The 20067-nt window shown below is 64.7% G+C and carries 21 protein-coding genes and 1 pseudogene; 9 read left to right on the top strand and 13 right to left on the bottom strand.

What is annotated here, in order from left to right; genetic code table 11:
- Nucleotides 1–101: 101 nt before the first annotated feature.
- On the bottom strand, nt 102–1304 hold the full coding sequence (locus ABIG06_RS07050) for an ABC transporter substrate-binding protein (RefSeq protein ID WP_370135548.1): 1203 nt from the start codon (nt 1302–1304) through the stop codon (nt 102–104).
- A gap of 213 nt (nt 1305–1517) precedes the next feature.
- Between ABIG06_RS07050 and ABIG06_RS07045 the strand changes: the two genes are divergently transcribed.
- Nucleotides 1518–3131 (top strand): acyl-CoA synthetase, encoded by a 1614-nt coding sequence (locus ABIG06_RS07045; RefSeq protein WP_370135546.1) that lies wholly within the window; start codon nt 1518–1520, stop codon nt 3129–3131.
- Between the two features lie 10 nt (nt 3132–3141).
- On the opposite strand, the gene ABIG06_RS07040 is transcribed toward ABIG06_RS07045, so the two are convergent.
- On the bottom strand, nt 3142–4344 hold the full coding sequence (locus ABIG06_RS07040) for an MFS transporter (RefSeq protein WP_124159322.1): 1203 nt from the start codon (nt 4342–4344) through the stop codon (nt 3142–3144).
- A gap of 175 nt (nt 4345–4519) precedes the next feature.
- Here ABIG06_RS07040 and ABIG06_RS07035 point away from each other — a divergent pair, with 175 nt between their 5' ends.
- From ABIG06_RS07035 to ABIG06_RS07025, 3 genes are all read left to right on the top strand, one after another.
- Nucleotides 4520–5323 carry an MBL fold metallo-hydrolase gene (locus tag ABIG06_RS07035; protein ID WP_370135543.1) on the top strand — a complete coding sequence of 268 codons (804 nt, stop codon included), beginning with the start codon at nt 4520–4522 and terminating at the stop codon, nt 5321–5323.
- A gap of 156 nt (nt 5324–5479) precedes the next feature.
- Nucleotides 5480–6496: an alpha/beta fold hydrolase gene (locus tag ABIG06_RS07030; RefSeq protein WP_370135541.1), complete on the top strand. Its 1017-nt coding sequence runs from the start codon at nt 5480–5482 to the stop codon at nt 6494–6496.
- A 15-nt stretch (nt 6497–6511) separates the two neighbouring features.
- Entirely contained in the window at nt 6512–7459 is a 948-nt protein-coding gene (locus tag ABIG06_RS07025; RefSeq protein ID WP_370135539.1) for a fatty acid desaturase, read from the top strand.
- 56 nt (nt 7460–7515) lie between these two features.
- Here the strand turns inward: ABIG06_RS07025 and ABIG06_RS07020 are convergent, their stop codons facing one another.
- Together ABIG06_RS07020 and ABIG06_RS07015 are read right to left on the bottom strand one after the other, a co-directional pair.
- Entirely contained in the window at nt 7516–7764 is a 249-nt protein-coding gene (locus ABIG06_RS07020; protein WP_028138614.1) for a hypothetical protein, read from the bottom strand.
- Between the two features lie 98 nt (nt 7765–7862).
- Complete coding sequence (locus ABIG06_RS07015; RefSeq protein WP_370135536.1) at nt 7863–8882, bottom strand: helix-turn-helix transcriptional regulator; 1020 nt, start codon at nt 8880–8882, stop codon at nt 7863–7865.
- An 86-nt stretch (nt 8883–8968) separates the two neighbouring features.
- Between ABIG06_RS07015 and ABIG06_RS07010 the strand changes: the two genes are divergently transcribed.
- Complete coding sequence (locus ABIG06_RS07010) at nt 8969–9613, top strand: glutathione S-transferase family protein (protein WP_124159317.1); 645 nt, start codon at nt 8969–8971, stop codon at nt 9611–9613.
- A 90-nt stretch (nt 9614–9703) separates the two neighbouring features.
- Here ABIG06_RS07010 and ABIG06_RS07005 read toward each other — a convergent pair whose 3' ends face one another.
- The 3 genes and pseudogenes from ABIG06_RS07005 to ABIG06_RS06995 all read right to left on the bottom strand — a co-directional run.
- Nucleotides 9704–10489, bottom strand: a complete 786-nt coding sequence (locus tag ABIG06_RS07005; RefSeq protein ID WP_124159316.1) for an enoyl-CoA hydratase/isomerase family protein — start codon at nt 10487–10489, stop codon at nt 9704–9706.
- 121 nt (nt 10490–10610) lie between these two features.
- Complete coding sequence (locus tag ABIG06_RS07000; protein WP_124159315.1) at nt 10611–10829, bottom strand: hypothetical protein; 219 nt, start codon at nt 10827–10829, stop codon at nt 10611–10613.
- Nucleotides 10830–11068: 239 nt separating this feature from the next.
- Nucleotides 11069–11826 (bottom strand): annotated as a pseudogene (locus ABIG06_RS06995) (TAXI family TRAP transporter solute-binding subunit); the annotation flags it as partial.
- Between the two features lie 423 nt (nt 11827–12249).
- On the opposite strand from ABIG06_RS06995, the gene ABIG06_RS06990 reads away from it, so the two are divergent.
- Nucleotides 12250–12597 carry a DUF3307 domain-containing protein gene (locus ABIG06_RS06990; protein WP_199751405.1) on the top strand — a complete coding sequence of 116 codons (348 nt, stop codon included), beginning with the start codon at nt 12250–12252 and terminating at the stop codon, nt 12595–12597.
- Between the two features lie 264 nt (nt 12598–12861).
- Nucleotides 12862–13260 (top strand): hypothetical protein, encoded by a 399-nt coding sequence (locus ABIG06_RS06985; protein ID WP_124159313.1) that lies wholly within the window; start codon nt 12862–12864, stop codon nt 13258–13260.
- Here the strand turns inward: ABIG06_RS06985 and ABIG06_RS06980 are convergent.
- Nucleotides 13257–13580, bottom strand: coding sequence for a YkgJ family cysteine cluster protein (locus ABIG06_RS06980; RefSeq protein WP_199751404.1), 324 nt, complete (start codon nt 13578–13580; stop codon nt 13257–13259). The two genes, ABIG06_RS06985 and ABIG06_RS06980, sit on opposite strands and share 4 nt — an antisense overlap.
- A 2-nt stretch (nt 13581–13582) precedes the next feature.
- Nucleotides 13583–14281, bottom strand: coding sequence for a helix-turn-helix transcriptional regulator (locus tag ABIG06_RS06975; RefSeq protein ID WP_319328818.1), 699 nt, complete (start codon nt 14279–14281; stop codon nt 13583–13585).
- 127 nt (nt 14282–14408) lie between these two features.
- Between ABIG06_RS06975 and ABIG06_RS06970 the strand changes: the two genes are divergently transcribed.
- Entirely contained in the window at nt 14409–14684 is a 276-nt protein-coding gene (locus ABIG06_RS06970) for a hypothetical protein (protein ID WP_124159310.1), read from the top strand.
- A 38-nt stretch (nt 14685–14722) separates the two neighbouring features.
- Nucleotides 14723–15451 carry a glutathione S-transferase family protein gene (locus ABIG06_RS06965; RefSeq protein ID WP_124159309.1) on the top strand — a complete coding sequence of 243 codons (729 nt, stop codon included), beginning with the start codon at nt 14723–14725 and terminating at the stop codon, nt 15449–15451.
- A gap of 264 nt (nt 15452–15715) precedes the next feature.
- Here ABIG06_RS06965 and ABIG06_RS06960 read toward each other — a convergent pair whose 3' ends face one another.
- The 4 genes from ABIG06_RS06960 to ABIG06_RS06945 all read right to left on the bottom strand — a co-directional run bounded on the left by ABIG06_RS06960 (nt 15716) and on the right by ABIG06_RS06945 (nt 20047).
- Nucleotides 15716–16867, bottom strand: coding sequence for an ABC transporter substrate-binding protein (locus ABIG06_RS06960; protein ID WP_124159308.1), 1152 nt, complete (start codon nt 16865–16867; stop codon nt 15716–15718).
- Between the two features lie 79 nt (nt 16868–16946).
- A complete protein-coding gene (locus ABIG06_RS06955) occupies nt 16947–17366 on the bottom strand; it encodes an acyl-CoA thioesterase (RefSeq protein ID WP_370135529.1) in 420 nt (139 codons plus the stop codon).
- Between the two features lie 10 nt (nt 17367–17376).
- Complete coding sequence (locus ABIG06_RS06950; protein WP_370135527.1) at nt 17377–18138, bottom strand: SDR family NAD(P)-dependent oxidoreductase; 762 nt, start codon at nt 18136–18138, stop codon at nt 17377–17379.
- Between the two features lie 25 nt (nt 18139–18163).
- A complete protein-coding gene (locus tag ABIG06_RS06945) occupies nt 18164–20047 on the bottom strand; it encodes a feruloyl-CoA synthase (protein WP_370135525.1) in 1884 nt (627 codons plus the stop codon).
- Nucleotides 20048–20067: the final 20 nt, after the last annotated feature.

The raw sequence follows: 20067 nt of genomic DNA, 5'->3' as shown, positions 1-20067 counted from the left end.
CTCTATTTTGGGCCGCGTCTTATCACGGCTCGTCCGCCCTGATAGATCAGACGGACGAGCAGAATTGTTGACTAAGTGACGTCGGCGCGATCCGGGCCGTCTCACTTCACCAATGGGCAGCCGCCGTCCTTCAGCGGCCGGAATGCCTGGTCGGCGGGAACTTCAGCGAGCAGCTTGTAATAATCCCAGGGCCCCTTCGAATCCTCGGGCTTCTTCACCTGGAACAGGTACATGCTGTGCACCATGCGGCCGTCCTCGCGCAGCACGCCGTTGTCGGTGAAGGCATCTCGTACCGGCAGCTCGCGCATCTTGGCCATCACCGTCTTGGTGTCGCGGGTGCCGGCGGCCTGCACGGCCTTGAGATAGTGCAGCGTTGCGCTGTAGGTCGCGGCCTGGTTCATGGTCGGCATGCGCTTGACCCGCTCCATGAAGCGTTTGCCGAAGGCGCGAGTCCTGTCGTTGAGGTCCCAATAATAGGCCTCGGTGACGATCAGGCTTTGCGCGAGCTTGAGCCCGAGGCTGTGCACGTCGGAAATGAACATCACGATCGCAGCAAGGTTCTGGCCCCCGGCAACGATGCCGAATTCGCCGGCCTGCTTGATCGCGTTGATGGTGTCGCCCCCGCCATTCGCGAGGCCGATGATCTTGGCCTTGGAAGCCTGGGCCTGAAGCAGGAACGAGGAGAAGTCCGCCGTGTTGAGGGGATGCTTGACGCTGCCCAGCACTTTGCCGCCGGACGCTTTTACCACGTCACCGGTGTCGCGCTCGACCGAATGGCCGAACACGTAATCTGCGGTCAGGAAGAACCAGGTGTCGCCGCCGCTCTTGACGATGGCGCTGCCGACCGTGTGCGCGTTGGCATAGGTGTCATAGGTCCAGTGCGCGGTGTAGGGCGAGCAGGACTTTCCGGTGATGTCGGAGCTCGCCGCGTCCGTCACGATCATGATCTTCTCGTACTGCTTCGACAGCTCCATCACCGCCAGCGCGGTGGCCGAAGTCGGCAGATCGATGATCATGTCGACGCCTTCGGTCTCCCACCATTTGCGGGCGATGGTGGAGGCGACGTCGGGCTTGTTGAGCACGTCGGCACTGATCATTTCGATGGGTTTGCCGAACATCTTGCCGCCAAAGTCCTCGATCGCCATTTTGGTGGCCTCGACATTCCCCATGCCGCCGATGTCGGAATAGACGGACGAGAAGTCGGAGAGGACGCCGATCTTGAGCGGGCCCTGCTGGGCACGAGAAGGCCCGATAGCAAACGCAGCGAGTGCGGCCGCAAATGCGGCGCACATAATCCGGCACATGGTATTTCCCCCAATATCATAGTTGGTGCACGAGCCCAGATTTGCCGCTCCGGAGCGGCAATTCTTGCGTGACGGCGCCGCGCAGGCCGGTCGATTTGACGCGGCCAATCGCGCCGACTACGGTTGCGCAAACGCAAAATACTTTTTGAATGCGGTGGGCCGACGAGTGCCCAGGCTCCCATTCATGCAGAATAAAGATTCAGGGGGAAGGACATGACCGGCGACACCGCAGCCACCATCTCGAAAGCGCGCGAGCATTCCATCGGCGATCTCCTGCGCCGCTCGGCGGGCCGCGAGCCGAACAAGCTCGCGGTACGCTGTGGCGATGTCGGCTGGACCTTTGCCGAGATGGACGCGACCTGCAACCGGCTTGGCCGCGGCCTGCTCGGGCTCGGCGTCAGGAAGGGCGATCGTGTCGCTGTGCTGTCGCGCAATTCGCACGCCTTCGCCGCGCTGCGCTTCGCGGCGGCGCGGATCGGCGCCGTGCTGGTGCCGATCAACTTCATGCTCAATCCGGACGAGATCAATTTCATCCTGAAGAGCTCCGGCGCGAAACTGCTCGCAACCGGCCCCGATTTCGTCGAGCCCGCACGCGCGGCCAGCGCTAAGGATTGCGCGGTCGAGAAGATGATCTGGCTGCCGGGCGAGGATCCCGCATCGGCGCCCCCCGGCCTCACGACTTTCGACGATCTCCTCGACGCTGACGGCTCGTTCCTGGACGCATCGGTCGACAGCCGCGACCTCGCGCAGATCGTCTACACCAGCGGCACGGAATCCCTGCCCAAGGGCGCGATGCTGACCCACGAGGCCGTGATGTGGCAATATGTCAGCTGCATCATCGACGGCGGCATGAGCGCGGAGGACAAGTTTCTGCACGCCCTGCCGCTCTATCATTGCGCCCAGCTCGATGTCTTCCTGGGACCGCAGGTCTATCTCGGCGCCTCCGGCGTCATCACGGGCAAGCCGACTGCCGACAACATCCTGGCGCTGATCCAGGCGCACAAGATCACCTCCTTCTTCGCGCCGCCCACGATCTGGATCGCGATGCTGCGCTCGCCGAACTTCGACAGGACCGATCTGTCGACCTTGCAGAAGGGCTATTATGGCGCCTCGATCATGCCGGTGGAGGTGCTGCTTGAGCTCCAGCGCCGCCTGCCCAGCGTCAAGTTCTGGAATTTCTACGGCCAGACCGAGATCGCGCCGCTCGCGACCGTGCTGCGACCGGAGGATCAGCTGCGCAAGGCCGGCTCGGCCGGCAAGCCCGTGCTCAATGTCGAAACGAGGGTGGTCAACACGGCGATGGAGGACGTCAAGGTCGGCGAGGTCGGCGAGATCGTGCACCGCTCGCCGCATCTGCTGTCCGGCTACTACAATGATCCGGTGAAGACGGCGGCGGCGTTCGCCGGCGGCTGGTTTCATTCCGGCGATCTCGCCACCGTCGATGACGAAGGCCACATCACCGTGGTCGATCGCGTCAAGGACATGATCAAGACCGGCGGCGAGAACGTCGCGAGCCGCGAGGTCGAGGAGATGGTCTACCGCATCCCCGCAGTCTCCGAGGTCGCCGTCGTTGGCCTGCCCGATCCGCGCTGGATCGAGGCGGTGACCGCGATCGTCGTGGTCAAGAGCGGGGAGAAGCTGGACGAGGACGCCGTCATCAAGCACTGCGCCGGCCAGATGGCGCATTTCAAGGTGCCCAAGCGCGTCATCTTTGTCGATAGCCTGCCGAAGAATCCGAGCGGCAAGTTGCTGAAGCGCGAGCTGCGCCAGCGCTTCGTCGGCGGCGAGACGCTCGACAAGGCGATCCAGAAGAATTTCGGGACGTGATGATCTCGCCTCAGTACTTCTTCACGGTCGCACCGAAGGCCAGCCAAAGCGCGATCGACGCGAGGCCGAAGCCGCCGAGCAGCAGGAAGGTCGGTCCGTAGCCGATCCATTGCGCGATCCAGCCGCCAAGTGCGGGGCTGAGGCTGGCGCCGATGCCCTGCACCGTGATCACGGCGCCCTGGCCGAGATTGATGCGGCCGGTGCCGTTGAGCGAGCGCGCGACCATGCCGGGGACGGCGACAGTCTGCAGCCCGGTGCCGATGCCGTCGAGCACCTGCATCGGTACAACGCCCCACCATCCCGTGACGAAGAAGGCGAGCACGCCGCGGACGGGTAAGAACATGAAGGACACCAGGATCACCGGCCAGTAGCTGCGCTTGCTCGCGGCCTTCATCGCGATCAACGAGGTCACGATCATCACGCCTTGCGCGATCACCACGGTGGTCGCGACGAAGCTCGGACCGTTCGCCTGTCCCTCGGCCACCGCGGCAAGTCCATAGAGCGGAACGATGGCGGCGTTGCCGAGGTGGAAGAGCGCGAGGGTGAGAGCCAGCACGAGAAGCGCCCGGTGCTTGAGCAGCATCGTCATCGCATCCGGCGGAGCCTTGGAATCGTCCTCCTTGCTGCCGCGCGCGGCGCGGTCGTCGATGGCCTTGGCCGGAATCATCAGGACGCAGGCGATGGCGATGGCGCCGAACACGGCCGCCAGCGCGAACACGGCGACATAGCCGTATTTGTAGCCGAGATAGCCCGACAATGCGGCGCCGAGCATGTTGCCGGCGTGGTTGAAGGCCTGGTTACGGCCATTGAGCTCATTGAAGCCCTTCTGCTTGGCGATGCCGAGCGTGATACCCGTTACCGCCGGCACGATCGCGGCGCTCGCCAGTGATTGCGCGACTTGCGAGAACGTCACCGCCCAGAAGTTCTGCGAGATCAGGATGATCCCGGACGCGAGAACGACACAGATGCCGGGAATGACGACCCAGAGCCGCTTGTTGCGGCTGGCATCGATGAAGCCTCCGATCGGCGTGGTGATCAGCATGCCCGCGACGTTGCCGATCGTCATCGCGGTGCCGATCAGCCCGCTGGCCCAGCCGCGTTCCTGCAGAAAAACCCCGACGAACGGCCCGATGCCCGACTGCATGTCGGCCATGAAGAAGTTGAGCGCGAACAAAGGCCAGATACGGGAGGAGGTGGGGGACCGCGATGCCATCGATACTCGAACATGCTCTTCGTGTGTCGTGATCCCTTTGGCCAATCATTCTGGCGTGGAGACCTGAACGTAACTGGCGCTCGTCGCGTTGGTTCCAGTCACGGCTGCCGGACATCGAACTTGCCGAGAGCTCGTCCGCAATGGCATCCTGCGATCATCCCACGGAGCACGAGTCATGCCTCTCTGGACCTGCGAAACCTGCGGCGCGCAATTTCCCTCACGCGGAGCGCCGCCCGACTCCTGCCCGATTTGTGAGGACGAGCGGCAGTTCGTGAACTGGAAGGGACAGACCTTTCTCGCGCGCGAGGAGCTCGCGCGGAGGCATCGACTGGTGGGACGCGACGATCTTGGCCTCACCGGGATCGGGATGGAGCCCAGTTTTGCCATCGGGCAGCGCGCACTGCTGGTGCCTCAAAACGACGGCTGCGTGATGTGGGATTGCATTCCGCTTGCGACGGACGAGGCCATCCAATATGTCGCAGCACTCGGCGGGCTGAAGGCCATCGCGATCTCGCACCCGCATTACTACGGCGCGGTCGCCGACTGGAGCGACACGTTTGGCGGCGTGCCGGTCTACCTGCACGCCGACGATCGCGCTTTTGTCACACGGCCTCATCCGGCGATCGTGCACTGGACCGGCGAGAGTCATCGCATCTCCGATGACATGCTGCTGCTGCGTACCGGCGGGCACTTTGCCGGCGCCACCGTGCTGCATTGCGCTCGTGGTGCGGACGGCAGGGGCGCGCTGCTCACCGGGGACATCGCGCAGGTGACGATGGACCGCCGCTTCGTCAGCTTCATGTATTCCTATCCGAATTACATGCCCCTCAACGCCGCCGCGGTGCGGCGGATCGCGGCCGCCGTCGAGCCGCTCGCCTTCGACCGGATCTATGGAGCCTGGTGGGGCCGCAACATCGCCAGCGGCGCCAAGGCCGCATTCGCAGCGTCGGTCGCGCGCTATCTGTCGGCTATCGCCTGAGCCAGTCCTGCGGATCGGATTTATCTTGCCGGTCCCAAATAACTGTACTAAATGTACATTTATTAAGCCCTGCCGCAAAACCACGCGGCTCCGGCATGATCGATGCATCGCGGAAGCCGTGGGGTTTTGCGGCCTCCGTGAGCGGGAGTTGAATGCATGACGGCGCATCGCGACTACGAGATTTTCGAGGCCGGCGACGTCTTGCTCCGGTCCGGCACTGTCTTTCCCTCCTTGAAGCTCGCCTACAAGACTTACGGCACGCTGAGCCCGGCCCGGGACAACGTCATCCTCTATCCGACCTCGTTCAGTGCGCAGCACACCGATACGGAATGGCTGATCGGGCCCGACGCCGTGCTCGATCCCACGCGCTACTTCATCGTCATCCCGAACCTGTTCGGCAACGGTCTGTCGTCCTCGCCGTCGAATACGCCCGCGCCCTTCCCCGCGGTGACCTATCATGATGCCATCGCGGTCCAGCACCGGCTGCTCACCGAACGCCTCGGCATCTCCAAGCTTGCGCTGGTCTATGGCTGGTCGATGGGCGGTATGCAGGCCTATCACTGGGCGGCGCTGCATCCCGACATGGTCGAGCGTGCCGCGGTCGTCTGCGGCAGCGCCCGTTGCGCGCCCTACAACTACGTCTTCCTGGAAGGCGTGAAGGCTGCGCTCACCGCCGATCCCGCCTTCCGCGACGGCCGTTTCGCCGAAAAGCCCGTTGCCGGCTATCGCGCCATGGGGCGGGTCTATGCCGGCTGGGCGATGTCGCACGGCTTCTATCGCGACGAGCTGTGGCGCGAGGCCGGCTTCACATCGCTGGAGGATTATCTCGTCCGTGCCTGGGACGCGACGTTTGCGCGGCGCGACGCCAACGACCTCCTGGCGCAGATCGGGATCTGGCAGAATGGCGACGTCAGCCGCTGCCCGACCTTCGCAGGCGATCTCGATCGGGCGCTGGCGGCGGTCAAGGCACACATGCTGCTGATGCCGGGCGCGACCGATCGCTATTTCGACGTCCGCGACAACGAGGACGAACTCGGCCGGCTCGTCAATGCGGCATCAGCCGTGCTGCATCCGATCCCATCGCTGCATGGCCATCGCGCCGGCAACCCCGTCAACAATCCGCGCGACCAGGCCTTCATCAAGGCCGAGATCGCCGAGCTTCTCAGCAAGTAAAGCAGGCAACCGATCATGAGCGACGCAACCGTTTCAGAGCCCGGTCATCGCCTGAAGCCGCTGACACCGGCCATGCTGCGCGAATTGTCGGTTCGCTCCAATATCAGGGGTGCGGCGCAGAGCCTTGGCCATTACGGCGTGATCCTGCTGGTAGGCGCGTTGATCTGGAAGGTTTCGTCGACGTGGGGCGTGCTCTGGGCGCTGCCGCTGATGGCGGTGCAGGGCTATGTCGTCGCCTTCCTGTTCATGGCAGTGCACGAGACCGCGCACAAGACCGCGTTCAGGAGCCGCGGCCTCAATCTCGCGGTGGGCTATCTCTCGGCCTTCATCATCGGACTGCCTTACGAATATTACTGCCTGTTTCACTGGGACCATCACCGCTACACGCAGGATCCGGCGAGGGATCCCGAGTTGATCGTCGGCGTGAAGCCGACATCCGATACGCAGCTTGCTCTGGCCTATAGCGGCCTGCTCCAGGTCGCCGGCCGGCTGCGGCTGATGCTCGGCCATGCGCTCACCGGCAAGGTCACCGTGCCCTGGATCCCCGAGGGCAAGCGCGCCGTCATCGTGACGGAGGCGCGAATCTATGCCGCACTCTATGCACTGCTGCTCGCGCTCTCACTCTGGTTTTCCTCGACGCTGCTGCTCTGGGTCTGGATCGTGCCGCTCATCATCGGGCAGTTTTTCCTGCGGCCCTATCTCTACGCCGAGCATACCGGCTGCGACCACACCCGGAGCGCGTTCCAGAACACCCGCACCACCTACACCGGCGCGGTCGTCAAATGGTTCGCGTGGAACATGCCCTACCATGTCGAGCACCACGCCTATCCCTCGATCCCCTTTCACGCGCTGCCGAAGCTGAACGAGATCGTCGACGGCGAGATCGTGCATCGCGGCCGCGGCTACATCAGGACGACGCGGGAGACCTGGGCCTGGTTTCGCCGGCAGCGGCAGGCCGGCTAGTCAGACGCAAAGGCCCCGATCGCTTGGCGATCGGGGCTTTGCTGCGAGGCGAGATATCAGTAGATCCCGTAGGCGCAGACATTCACGACGCGCACGCGCAGGCCATGACGGGTGCGGACGAGGCGCTCCTGGTAGCAGTTGCTGACGCCCGTGTTGAGGTAGATACCGCCAAAGCCCCAGCCGGGACCCCAGTGGTGGTGACCGTGATGGTGATGGAAGCCGCCCGCCGAGGCCGCGGTGGGCGCGAGGGCGGCAACACCGAGCGAGCCGGCAGCGATCAGACCAAGAGCAAGCTTACGAAACATCTTCATTCTCCATTTGGCGCAGGGGCCATTGTTGTGTCCCTGCATCTCGGTCGAGATGAGATGCGATCGCGTTCACACGGGATGCGGAGAATCGTGTTTCAGGACTGTTTCGTGGGCTGCGACAAAGTGTGCTGCCGTCGGGCTTTTCGCACCGCGCGATAGCGCGCAGCCATCGCCTGCGTCATCTCCGCCATCTTCTCGCGGAGATCGGCGGGCTCCAGCACCTCGGCCTCGGGGCCGAGCCGCAGCAATTCCGCCGCGGCGTGCCAGGACGTCTTGCCGACCGGGACTCGCGCAATGCGCCAGCCATCGGCATCCGTGGTCTCTTCAAGCTGCGTGCGTGCCTTGACGTAGGGCTGGCTCAGCGCGTCGAGCAGTTTGACGCCGAACGGCGAGAGCCGCACGACCGCGACATTGGGATGCATCTCGGCCTCGAGGCGCAGCGTCGCGGCCTGCCAATACGCAGCGAGATCGAAGCCGGCGGGACGATCGAAGCGGTCGTCGAGCGCCGTGCAGTCGAGTACGCGCGCGACGCGATAGGTGCGCACGCTGCCGTCGACCTGGCCGGCGAGATACCAGCTGCCGCCCTTCAGCACGAGGCCGAGCGGAGCGACGCGGCGTTGCTTCTCCGCGCGCCAGCTCTGATACCGGATCCTGATCAGCGTTCCGCGCAGCACGGCGCCGGCGATGGCACGCAGGTGCTTTGGGTCTTCCGCCTCGCCGAACCAGCCCGGCGCGTCCAGGTGAAAACGTTCCTGCATCCGCCCGGCGTCTTCGCGCAGATTCTCGGGCAGCGCAGCCATCAGCTTGTTCTGCGCGGCGAGCATCGCGGCATCGAGCCCGAGCGCCGCCGCCGGGCCGGGCAATCCCGCCAGGAACAGCGCGCCCGCCTCGCTCTGCGACAGGCCGTTCAGCCGCACGCGATAGCCGTCGAGCAGGCGATAGCCGCCCTCCGCACCGCGGTCCGCGTAAACGGGAACGCCGGACGCCGCCAGCGCGTCGATGTCGCGATAGATCGTGCGCACCGAGACTTCGCAGGCCTCCGCGAGCGCGGGCGCGGTGACCCGCCCCCGGGCCTGGAGCGTGGTGAGGATCGACAGCATCCGGCTCGCGCGCATGATCCCTTAAACCATACCTGACAGGAGATGTCAGGTATGGCCCGCTACAAGCTGCGCCATCGCAAAAAGGCCCGATGGAGACCGCCATGACCGATCCAAACCGCATCACGCTGTATTACTCGCCGCAAAGCCGCGCCACCGGCACGCGGGTGCTGCTGGAGGAGCTGGGGGCTCCTTACGATCTCCATGTCCTCAACATGAAGGCCGGCGAGCAGCGCAAGCCCGCCTATCTCGCCATCAACCCGCTCGGCAAGGTGCCGGCGATCCGTCACGGCGAGGCACTGGTGACGGAGCAGGTCGCCATCACCATCTATCTCGCCGACCTGTTTCCGCAGGCCGGCCTCACGCCCGCGCTGAACGATCCGCTGCGCGGCCCTTATCTGCGCTGGATCGCGTATTACGGGTCTTCGTTCGAGCCGGCCCTGATCGACAAGTTCATGCAACGCGAGCCGGCGCCGATCACGCAATCGCCCTATGCCGATTACGACACCATGCTGGGTGCGCTCGAGGCGCAGCTGTCGAAGGGCCCGTATCTGCTCGGCGAGCGCATGACGGCCGCCGACGTGTTGTGGGGCGTCGCGTTCAGCTGGACCATGATGTTCGGCATCGTGCCGAAGAAGGATGTGTTCGTCCGCTATGCCGAACGCATGACGGCGCGGCCGGCGTTCCAGCGCATCACGGCAGCCGACGCCGAGATGGCGGCGCAGCATGCGGCTGCGGCTGGAGGGTAGGTGGCTATGGGTCCCGGATCGGCGCGCGCTTGAGGCGCGCTTGTCCGGGACGAGAGCGGAGTATGAGGCGCGTCTTCGCTGACCGCTCCCTTAAAACCGCGGTGCCCGCTTCTCGGCAAATGCCTGGATGCCTTCCTTGATCTCGTCGCCACGCATGCTGTCGCGGTGGCGCTGGTCGGCGGCGGGTTCATCGAACTCGCCGCGAGCGAACTCGTTGATGGCGCGCTTCATGCCGCGCATTGCCTGTGGGGCGTTGCCAGCGAGGACGCCAGCGAGCCTGTCGACTTCCTCGTCGAGGAGTTCCACCGGCACCATCGCGGTGAGGTAGCCGATGCGCAGCATCTCCGGTGCGCTGATCTTCTGCGCGGTCAGGAACAGCTTCTTGGCATTGTCCACGCCAAGACGCGTCACGTAGCGTTTGATGCCGCCCGGGTAATAATGCAGCCCAAGCCGCGCCGCCGGCATGAACATTTCCGCGGTATCGACGCCGATCCGGAAATCGCAGGCGAGCGCGAGGTCGGTCGAGCCGCCATAGACGCCGCCGTTGAGCCGGCAGATGGTCGGTACGCCCAAATCCTCCAGCCGGTTGACGACCACCTCGAAGGCCGAGCCCGCGCTCTGCTGCTCGCTCGCGCTGACTGCGCGCTCCGCCACCGAATTGAGATCGTAGCCTGCTGAAAAGGCGCGCCCGGTGCCGGTCAGCACCAGCACGCGAATATCGGGATCGCCCTCGATCCGGTCGAACAGTCTCGTCAGCTCGCCGAGATCCTCCGCTTGGAGCCGGTTGAGGTGTTTCGGTCGATTGAGGCGGATGGTGGCGCGTGCGCCGGTGATTTCGAGCAGGGGGCCGGTAGCTGCGTCGGCGGTGTCCGACATTCTTGTCTCCATTGTCGGCGCCAAAGTGCCCGCCCAGGCGAAGGCCGTCAACACGGTGCAGGCCGCTCAGTCGGTGCCGCTGCGCCGGGCCTGCTCGACCGTGCCGTCGTCTGGCGGAGTGCTACTTGAAATGTGGCGGCTCGTCGTAGCCGCGGCGGCTGCTGAAGAACAGCAGCACCATCAGCCCGACGCCGACGATGACGGAAAACCCCGCGCCCAGCGCCAGCGCCACATAGCCCTCTGTCGGGATCGGTTCACCTTCGATCGCCATTGCGGAATAGGCGAAGTAGCCGACCGCCGCCAGCATGGCCAGAAGGAGGATGATGAGGAGTGCACGCATGCCGCGTTCTCCGGTTGCAGCCGGAAGCCAACGGTTGCGGATGGGCGAGGTTCCAGGCGGCCGGCCAGCGATCGGGCGGAACGTCATCAGGATCGTGCCCCGACGCAGCGCAGAGCCGGCCCATGCCCAATGAGCCGCGCATGGTGTGGTGGCTTCCCAGGTCCCGGCTCAGTGCCGCAATCTCTTCGGCACTGCATCTTGTTCGGGACACGAGAGCGTCGGCGGCCCCAACCGGCGGATCAGGCGCTCTGGGCGGTCTTCGCCACCACGAGATTGCTGTCCTCCAGCTGGGCCGGGCCCGCATCGCGCACAGCTTTCTCGGCTTCGCCGGCATGACGTTTCAAATAGTCGCGGCGCATGCCGATCTCGTCGCGGACGAATTCGTAGCCGAGCTTGAAGGTGTCGAGCCTCCCATCGGTGCTGATCGTGCCGTCTCTGAGGCCGATAATGGCACCGCGCAAGATGGTCTCCAGCTCGTCCTGGAGACATTCGAGCTGATCCAGCGAGTGGGCGTGCTCGATCCGCTCGCCGATGTCGAGGATAGCGGTCGAGAGCTCGCTCGCTTTCTCCGGCGCGATGCGGGTGATCTTGGCGTAGATCGCCGCGAAGATCGAGCCGATGACGCTGAGCGCGACGGCGCCCAGGTACATCAGGTCGCTGTACCTGTCCATGAACGACTTGGTGTCGTCGTTGATGTAATCGGCCGCCCCCTGGTGCGCCGTCACGAAGGCGTCCTTCTCGGTCGAGGCTGGCTCGATCCTGCTGGCAAAGCCGTTTGGAGCCCGAGCGCGGATTTGTTCTCGTAGATGGTGCGGGCCAGTTCGCCCGCCGTGGACGTCGCCATCCTGGATTGCGCGACCAGCAGGCATTCGAGCCCTGTCGTGTCGAGGTCGTCGTCGGGAATTTGCGGCGAAGCCGACAGCGTGCCCGCCGTCACCGTCTCGTTGGAAATGCCGGGAAATTTGCGCGCCAGCGCCTTGACCTCGTCGATCGCGTTGCGGTCGGCAATGAGGTGGAGCCTTCAGTAATCATGGCAGCACCTGGCCTTAGACTCGGAGGGCGGGCGGCTCGCGGCGGGCGCCCTGCAATTCGTAAACGTCTGAAAAAGAAAAATATTCTCTGTTGGCGATGATAGCGCGAAGGTAACAGAATGCAAATTTCGAGCCGGAGATAACCTTGCGCGACGCGTCCCCGGCGATTGGTCATCCTATCACCAGTTAGCCACAGTTGGCGATTTTCCGGTTCCCCCGGCTGCATTCCGCCGCGGGAAATGTCATAAATCGCGCGTCCCGGCGATTTGACCGGTCCAAGAAGAAGTTGCGCTGAACGCTCCAATTCTTCTCGTCACGTCAATGAGGGCGTCAGCTTGTCGTTTCCACCCATGTCATCGGCGATTCCGGTTGAAGCGCTCATTGGCTGGATGTTGCTGCTCACCTTCAAGCACATCATCGCGGATTTCGTTCTCCAGACCGCCTGGATGGCGCACGGGAAGGACCAGAAGCATGGCTGGGCCCTGCCGCTTCTGGTGCACTGCCTGATCCACCTTGCCGTTGCGCTGCCGCTGATCCTGATCGTGGCGCCGAGATTCTGGTTCGTGGCGCTGATCGATTTCGCGATCCACATCACGATCGACCGCGCCAAGGGGTTCGTCTCCGCCAATTTCGGCGTCGACCTTGCGCATCCCTGGTTCTGGACGCTGATCGGCATCGACCAGGCGCTGCACCATCTCACCGGCTTCGGCCTCTCCATCTTCATGGCGGCGAACTGACTGCTGCGCATCTGTCATTCCGGGGCTCGCGAAGCGAGAACCATGGTGCGCAGTTGCGCACCTGAGAATCTCGAGATTCTCAGGAGCGCAATTGCGCTCCGTAGTTCGGTCCTTTGGACCGCCCCGGAATGACGGCAATCTGCAACACCCTTCCGCCTCCGATTCGCGGCCGGGGCGCAACCACACCGGGCAACTATCGGGCAGCGTGGTTAACCTTTCGTTAGAGAATTGCGCTGCATCTTCCTGACACGAGGGAGAACTGCAATGTTTTCAAGCCGCGACACCTTTGAAAGCGATTTCTGCCCGGTCCGCGACGAGCTCCTTGGCGAGATGTATCGCGCCAACGAGAGTGGCCTACCGAGGCTGGTTGAGAGTGTTTCCCCTGACGTTCGCGCCAGGCTGGCGCTGTTCTGCTACCGCCGCAGCCATTTGCACTCGCTGGCGATCGCGATCGCGGCAAGCTGCAGCGAACGCGACCTGATCGAGAACGGCGGCCGCGTCGGCTCGACGCTCTATGCGCTGTCGCGTGAGAGCTCGGCCAAATCGTCGCCGTCGCTGTCGGGCGGACGCAAGCCGATCACGCTGTCGACCAAGCCGCTCTCGGTGCTCGCACCACTCGATGACGAGCTCGACGACGAGATCAGCGAAGCCGTTCCCGCCTAAGCGGCGTCAATAACCGGCAACCCGAATTTCCGCCGTGCCATCGCGCATTCGGCGTCGCCCGGCATGCAGGTGCGGCACACCTCCGGCCGCACGTCGTAGATGCCGCAGGCCGTCATCTTTCCGATCTCTCCCTGCAAGGCCGAGCAGCGATCACCCTCGCAGCGCATGCCGGACTGGCGCGCATTGACCAGCCCTTCGGGAATCGCGGCAAGCTCCTCGTCGCTCTCGATCGAGAAACGCGGCCAGTTCTGCGAATAGCCGCAGCAGGCGCCGCAACCCTGGCAACAGCTCGACAGGTCGATCCGGGAACTCTCTTCCATCATCACGTGTCCTTTGGCGGACCCCACACCAGGCTCTGCCGCCATCTTGCGCGCAGCACGTCGCGCCGCTCCGGATATCTCTCGTCGAGATAAGTCGCCTCGACCACGCGGTCGGTGCGGAAGCTGCGGAAGTCGCTGCGCAACTCGCACCAGGCCGCCAGCAGCCGCACGGCTTCGAGATAGCCGACCGAAATCGGCCAGATCACGCGCTCGCTGGGGCGGCCCTGCTCGTCACGGTAGCGCAGCACGATCTTCTTGCCTTCGTGGATCTGGGTGCGGGTGCGCGCCATGTCCAGGCGGTCCGGCTCCCTGTTCCAGCTCGGCCGCGCCCGGCTCGCGGGCTCCAGCACGAAGGGCCGCAGGCGCTCGGGCACGGTGTCGGCGATCTTCGCCATCAAGTCTTCGGCCGCGCGCGCCAGCGCGGAATCGGCGTGGCCTGCGACCCATTGCGCGCCCAGCACCGCCGCCTCGATCTCGTCGGGCGTCAGCATCAAGGGCGGCAGGTCGAAACCCTTTTCCAGGATGTAGCCCATGCCGGCTTCGCCGCGGATCGGCACGCGCTGGCCGATCAGCGTCGCGATGTCGCGATAGATCGTACGCTTCGACGTCTCGAGCTCGGCCGCGATCGCGTCCGCCGTCAGCGGCTTACGCGTGCGCCTCAGCACCTGGATGATTTGAAACAGCCGGTCGGCGCGTCTCATGACAGTCCCTTGTCGCTGCTTTTTTCTCGGTGGTCTTTTTCAGAAGGCGGCGCGCGGCTGCTGACAGGATGTTGGCAGCAGGGGAGTTCTATACCGGGACAACACATCGACTGAAGAGGATTTGTCCATGATCATTCCAACCCATTTCGGCCCGGCCGGCCCGTTGTGGCGGAGCCAGCCTTTCCAGGTCCAGGCATGGCAGGCCTGGGCATTCCGCCGCCTCGTCTCGCTCGATGTCACGGTCGTCGACCTCCGCCTTGCGCTCGCGACCGCCGTGACGCGTTCGCTGCTCCATGCCGCGGATGCGCTGGTCCGGCACGTGATGGGCCGGGCCTGGCGAGGGGCCCGCTTCGCAGAAGATATCACGGCTGCTGCCACCATGGTGGCAGCAGCCGGTCGCTAGGTTCCGTCAAATCGTTCGACAGGTTCAGGAGAGCTCGCATGATCACGCTTTACGGTTTTGGCGCCGGCTTCGGCCTGCCGGAAATCAGCCCCTTCGTCACCAAGACGGAAGTGCAGCTCAAGATGGCGGGGCTGCCTTACCGGAAGGAGCGGGCGATGCCGCCCGCTTCCCCCAAGGGGCAGCTGCCCTTCATCGACGACGGCGGCGAGGCGGTGGCCGATTCCACCTTCATCCGCGCCCATATCGAGCGCCGCTACGGCTTCGATTTCGATGCTGGGCTCTCGTTGCAGGAACGCGCGCAGGCCTGGGCATTCGAGCGGATGGTCGAGCATCACGTCTATTGGGCGTTGGTCGGCGCACGCTGGGTCGATCCGGTCAATTTCGCCAAGGGGCCTGCGCATTTCTTCGACGGCGCGCCTGAGCACAACCGCGAGAAGCTGCGCGAGGATGCGCAATTCCGCGTCGCCGAGAACTATCTGCTCTCCGGCCTTGGCCGCCATGCGCCGGATGACGACGTCGACCTCGCGGTGCGCTCGCTGTTCGCGCTGTCGGTGCAACTCGGCGACAAGGCGTACCTGATGGGCAACAAGCCCTGCGGCGTCGATGCCACCGCTTTCGGCATGCTCGCCGGTGTTCTCTCGCCGTTCTTCGAATCGGCTTTGCGCGAGCGCGCCGAGGGCTTTCCAAACCTCACCGCCTATGTCGACCGCATGATGGATGACTACTATCCGGAGTTCGCCTGGACCCCGCTGCGGCAGGCGGCTTGAGGCCACCGGCACGTCCGCGGGTTCAATGCAACCTCTCCCGCTTGCGGGGGAGGTCGGCGCGTAGCCCCGGGTGGGGGCTCTCTCCTCTGGGGGACTATCTCTGCAGGCCTCGGACGGTCCCAGCGCGGAGGCACCCTCTCCCCAACCCTCTCCCGCAAGCGGGAGAGGGGGCGCACCGGCGCCGAAGCCGCAGCTCACTCCATTAAACAAACAAAAGAGCCGGCCCATCGGGCCGGCTCTCGTCGTCTCGAATTTTGGCGACGCCTACTTCACCAGCGTGTACTTGCCGTCCTTCACCGTGAGCAGGATGCGCGAGCGCTCGTCGAGGCCGTAGCGGTCCTTTTCGGTGAAGTTGTAGACGCCCTGGCTTGCCGCGAGCTCCTTCTCCGTCAGCAGCGCCTGGCGGATGGCTTCGCGGAATTCAGGCGTGCCGGGTTTCGCGGTCTTCAGCGCCGTCGGAATGATCCGCTTCAGGATCTCGAAGGCATCGTAGGAATGGCCGGCGAACTGGCTCCGGCTGTTCGGGCCGTACTTGGCCTCATAGGCCGAGTTGAGCGCGAGGCCCGGCTTCTTGGTCAGCGCGGTGTCCGGCTGGTCCTCGGGGTCCATCACAGGGCCCGAGGCCATCAGCACGCCCTCGGCCGCTTTGCCGGCGATGCGGATGAAGTCCATGCTGGCAGCACCGTGGGTCTGGTAGATCAGGCCCTTGTAGCCGCGTTCGCGCAGCTCCGTCTGCGGCAGCGCGGCTGCGGTGCCGGACGCGCCGACCAGGATCGCGTCGGGATTGGCGGCGACCAGCTTCAGCACCTGTCCGGTCACCGAGGTGTCCGGACGGGCAAAGCGCTCCTCGTCGACGATGGTCATGCCCATCGGTACGGCCTGGGCCTTGAGGTCGTTGAACCAGAGGTCGCCGTAGGAATCGGAATAGCCGATGTAACCGAGCGTCTTCACGCCCTTGGACTTCATGTGATCGTACAGCACCTTGCCCACGATCGGAATCGGCTGCGGCATCGCGACCGACCACTTCATGCGCTCGGGCGTGATCGGGAACGGCGCGAGGCCGAAATGCGGGATGCCGGCCTCATTGGCGACGTTGGAGACCGCGATGGTCGGCGGTGTCAGGGCCGAGCCCATGATGATGTCGGCCTTGGACTCGGTCACGAAGCGGCGGGCGTTGGTGGTCGCGGTGGTGGGATCGCCGCCGTCGTCGAGCACGATCACCTTCAGCGGCACGCCGCCGATTTCCTTCGGCACGAATTCCAGCGCATTGCGCTCGGGAATGCCGAGCGCGGCGCCCGGGCCGGTCGTGGTGGTGGTGATGCCGATGGTGATTTCGCTGGTCTGGGCCAGCGCGGGCAATGCCGGCAGCACCAGCGCGGCCGCAGTGATGGCGGCGGTCAAATAAAAACGTTTCATCTATTCCTCCCTTGACGAGTTTCTTTGAAAGCAGAAATCGGGGGGTAATTCAGCCCCCCTCTTTTGGTGATGCGGCGATTTAGCTTCCCGTGAATTTGGCTACCATTTCCGCCGGGAATGGTGCCGATTTCAATTTGTCTGGGTTAACGGGATCGCGGCCGACGAGAACGCGGGTCTCGAACCCTTCGATCGCCAGCGCCTCGCCCTTGTAGACGTTGTGCTTCACCTCGAAGCTCGAGCGCTTGATGCTCTCGATCTTGGTTTCGATGGTGATCCAGTCGCCATAGGTCGAGGGGATGTAGAACTTGGCCCGCGTGTCGACCATGGGAATGCCCACCAAGCCGTATTTGTGGACCAGATCCTGCTTGGAGAAGCCGGCGACCTCGAACAGGGTTGAGGTCGAATCGTCGAACATCGCGAAATAGCGCGGGTAATAGACGATGTTGGCAGGGTCGCAATCGCCCCACTGGATCTGGACCTCGCGCCGGTTCACGAACATGGATGCCGCCTTACTTCGGCGCCATGCGCAGCGAGCCGTCGAGGCGCACCACTTCGCCGTTCAGATAGGCGTTCTCGACCATGTGCAGCGCGAGCGCGGCAAACTCGTCGGCATTTCCGAGCCGGCGCGGGAAGGGGATCGCTGCGGCGAGCGAGTCCTGCGCTTCCTGCGGCAGGTTGGCGAGCAGCGGCGTCAGGAACAGGCCGGGCGCGATGGTCAGCACGCGTACGCCGAACTGCGCGAGCTCGCGCGCGATCGGCAGCGTCATGCCGACGATTCCGCCCTTGGACGCGGAATAGGCCGACTGGCCGATCTGGCCGTCATAGGCCGCGACGGAGGCGGTGTTGATGATGACGCCGCGTTCGCCGGTCGCCTGCGGCTCCAGCTTGGACATCTCGGTCGCGGCAAGGCGCAGCATGTTGAAGGTGCCGATCAGGTTGACCTTGATCACCTTGTCGAAATCGGCGAGCGCCATCGGCCCGTCGCGGCCGACCACGCGCTTGGCGACGCCGATGCCGGCGCAGTTGATCAGCACGCGGGCGTGGCCGTGGGCCTTCGTCGCCTGCGCGATCGCGGCTTCAGCGGAGGCGGCATCGGAGACGTCGCAGGTCACGGCGACGCCCTTGATCTCCGCCGCGACCGTTTCCGCGAGCTTGGCATTGAGGTCGAACACGGCGACCTTGGCGCCCTGCGCCGCCAGCTTTCGCGCAGTGGCAGCGCCAAGCCCCGATGCACCGCCGGTCACGATGGCTGCCTGATCCTTCAACAACATGGCATTCTCCTTTGGCGATGATTCCTCAAGCGACCGATATCACACGGTTCGATGGATTGGCAGCGTAGAGCTCCTCGATCAGTTCGCCGCGATGCTCCAGCACCGCGCGCTGATTGATCGAGCCCTTGTCGGTGACCTCGCCCTTGTCGATCGACAGCGGCGTGTCCATCAGGATCGCGCGCGTGATCCGTGTCGAGGAGCCCGTGGCCTGGCTCAGGAAACGGGTCAGGCGCTCGCGAAACGCCTCGCGCACCAGCCGGTCGCGCGTGGCGACGACGAGATCGTCGGTCGGCAGCGTCGGGTTGATCAGCCGGCAACCGTCGAGATCGAGCACGACCAGCGCGGAGATCTCGTCGCGGTTGATGCCGGCGATGACGACGTCGCGCACCAGCGGCGCGCAGGCCGCGACGAAGCGCGCGCGCAACGGACCGACGCTGACCCAGGTGCCGCTCGCCAGCTTGAAATCCTCGCTGACGCGGCCGTCGAAGTCGAAGCCGGCGTTGAGATCGTCGGGATCGGCTGGCTTGAGCGCATCGCCGAGCTTGTAGAAGCCTTCCTCGTCGAACGATTTTGCCGTGATGTCGGGCTGGCGCCAGTAGCCGGGCATCACGTTCGGCCCCTTGCAGCGCACCTCCAGCTTGCCGTTGTTCGGCACCAGCTTGGCGTCATTGCCCGAGACCGGCAGGCCGACATGGCCGGAGCGGCTGGTGCGTGGATTGACCGACATGAAGAACGGCGCAGTCTCGGTCGCGCCGAGGCCCGTCAGCATCGGCACGCGGTAGCCTTTTTCCTTCACCGCGAGCTCGTCGAGGCTGTCCCAGACGAAGGGCGACAGCGCCGCGCCCGAGAAGAACATCGCGTGCAGCCGGTCGAAGAACTTTGCGCGCAGGCCCTGATCGTCGCGCAAATATGGCAGCAGCGACTCGTAGCCCTTGGGCACGTTGAAATAGACCGTGGGCGAAATCTCCTGGAGATTGCGCACGGTCTCCTCGATGCCGCCGGGCATCGGCTTGCCGGCGTCCAGATACATCGAGCCGCCATTGTAGAGCGTCAGGCCGATATTGTGGTTGCCGCCGAAGGTGTGGTTCCAGGGCAGCCAGTCGATGATGACGGGCGGCTCATCCTTCAGGAAGGCGAGCGTCTCGCGCAGCATCACCTGGTTGGCGCAGATCATGCGCTGGGTGTTGATGACGGCCTTGGGGTTGCCGGTCGAGCCCGAGGTCAGCAGGAATTTTGCGATGGTGTCGGGGCCGATCCGGCCGTGGACGTCGTCGAGATCGCTGCGGAGCGGCGTTGCCATGAGGTCGGCGAGCAGGGTGACGTCGCGGCCCGGCACATGGCCATAGGACGCGGCGATCTCGGTGCCGAGCGAGACATTGGCGGTGAGTGCGTCGGCGAACTTGTCGCCGTCCTCGGCGAAGACGAGGCCGGGCGTCAGCAGCTTCATCAGGTAAGATAGCTTGCCGTAATCCTTCGACACCAGCGAATAGGCCGGCGACACCGGGCAGAACGGAATGCCGGCATAGAACGCGCCGAAGGCGAGCAAGGCGTGGTCGATCGAGTTGCCGGAGAGGATCACGACCGGGCGCTCTGCGGACAGGCCGCGCGCAATCAGGCCTGATGCAATGTGCCGGCTCGCAATGAGCAGCTCGGCATAGGTGATCTTGCGCCAGCCGCGCCCGCCTTCGCGCTCGGCCATGAAGACGCGGTCCGGCGTCGTCGTCGCCCAATGATGCAGGCGGTCGGTGATGCGGACGGGATAGTCGCCGAGCGGCTGCTTCGGCCTGAGATAGATCGTGCCGTCATCGCGGCGCTCGATGTTGACGGCGGGATCGCCGAACGAGATCGGGCGCAGCGGGAAAGTGTTCGCGCCGCGCTCCGTGCTGGAAGAGGACGGCTGCGCGCTCATGACTTTACGCTCATGACTTT

The sequence above is a fragment of the Bradyrhizobium sp. USDA 326 genome, assembly GCF_049739485.1.
Taxonomy (GTDB): Bacteria; Pseudomonadota; Alphaproteobacteria; order Rhizobiales; family Xanthobacteraceae; genus Bradyrhizobium.
This window is presented reverse-complemented; position numbering and strand designations above follow the sequence as displayed.

Bases quoted from the DNA above. Each gene is read 5' to 3' on its own strand.
- ABIG06_RS07025 (WP_370135539.1), top strand. From the start codon at position 6,512: ATGAGCGACGCAACCGTTTCAGAGCCCGGTCATCGCCTGAAGCCGCTG.
- ABIG06_RS06955 (WP_370135529.1), bottom strand. From the start codon at position 17,366: ATGTTCGTGAACCGGCGCGAGGTCCAGATCCAGTGGGGCGATTGCGAC.
- ABIG06_RS07040 (WP_124159322.1), bottom strand. From the start codon at position 4,344: ATGGCATCGCGGTCCCCCACCTCCTCCCGTATCTGGCCTTTGTTCGCG.
- ABIG06_RS06945 (WP_370135525.1), bottom strand. From the start codon at position 20,047: ATGAGCGCGCAGCCGTCCTCTTCCAGCACGGAGCGCGGCGCGAACACT.
- ABIG06_RS07035 (WP_370135543.1), top strand. From the start codon at position 4,520: ATGCCTCTCTGGACCTGCGAAACCTGCGGCGCGCAATTTCCCTCACGC.
- ABIG06_RS07000 (WP_124159315.1), bottom strand. From the start codon at position 10,829: ATGCGTGCACTCCTCATCATCCTCCTTCTGGCCATGCTGGCGGCGGTC.
- ABIG06_RS06960 (WP_124159308.1), bottom strand. From the start codon at position 16,867: ATGAAACGTTTTTATTTGACCGCCGCCATCACTGCGGCCGCGCTGGTG.
- ABIG06_RS06990 (WP_199751405.1), top strand. From the start codon at position 12,250: ATGTTGCTGCTCACCTTCAAGCACATCATCGCGGATTTCGTTCTCCAG.
- ABIG06_RS06950 (WP_370135527.1), bottom strand. From the start codon at position 18,138: ATGTTGTTGAAGGATCAGGCAGCCATCGTGACCGGCGGTGCATCGGGG.
- ABIG06_RS07005 (WP_124159316.1), bottom strand. From the start codon at position 10,489: ATGTCGGACACCGCCGACGCAGCTACCGGCCCCCTGCTCGAAATCACC.
- ABIG06_RS07050 (WP_370135548.1), bottom strand. From the start codon at position 1,304: ATGTGCCGGATTATGTGCGCCGCATTTGCGGCCGCACTCGCTGCGTTT.
- ABIG06_RS07030 (WP_370135541.1), top strand. From the start codon at position 5,480: ATGACGGCGCATCGCGACTACGAGATTTTCGAGGCCGGCGACGTCTTG.
- ABIG06_RS06975 (WP_319328818.1), bottom strand. From the start codon at position 14,281: ATGAGACGCGCCGACCGGCTGTTTCAAATCATCCAGGTGCTGAGGCGC.
- ABIG06_RS06965 (WP_124159309.1), top strand. From the start codon at position 14,723: ATGATCACGCTTTACGGTTTTGGCGCCGGCTTCGGCCTGCCGGAAATC.
- ABIG06_RS07020 (WP_028138614.1), bottom strand. From the start codon at position 7,764: ATGTTTCGTAAGCTTGCTCTTGGTCTGATCGCTGCCGGCTCGCTCGGT.
- ABIG06_RS06980 (WP_199751404.1), bottom strand. From the start codon at position 13,580: ATGGAAGAGAGTTCCCGGATCGACCTGTCGAGCTGTTGCCAGGGTTGC.
- ABIG06_RS07045 (WP_370135546.1), top strand. From the start codon at position 1,518: ATGACCGGCGACACCGCAGCCACCATCTCGAAAGCGCGCGAGCATTCC.
- ABIG06_RS07010 (WP_124159317.1), top strand. From the start codon at position 8,969: ATGACCGATCCAAACCGCATCACGCTGTATTACTCGCCGCAAAGCCGC.
- ABIG06_RS07015 (WP_370135536.1), bottom strand. From the start codon at position 8,882: ATGCGCGCGAGCCGGATGCTGTCGATCCTCACCACGCTCCAGGCCCGG.
- ABIG06_RS06970 (WP_124159310.1), top strand. From the start codon at position 14,409: ATGATCATTCCAACCCATTTCGGCCCGGCCGGCCCGTTGTGGCGGAGC.
- ABIG06_RS06985 (WP_124159313.1), top strand. From the start codon at position 12,862: ATGTTTTCAAGCCGCGACACCTTTGAAAGCGATTTCTGCCCGGTCCGC.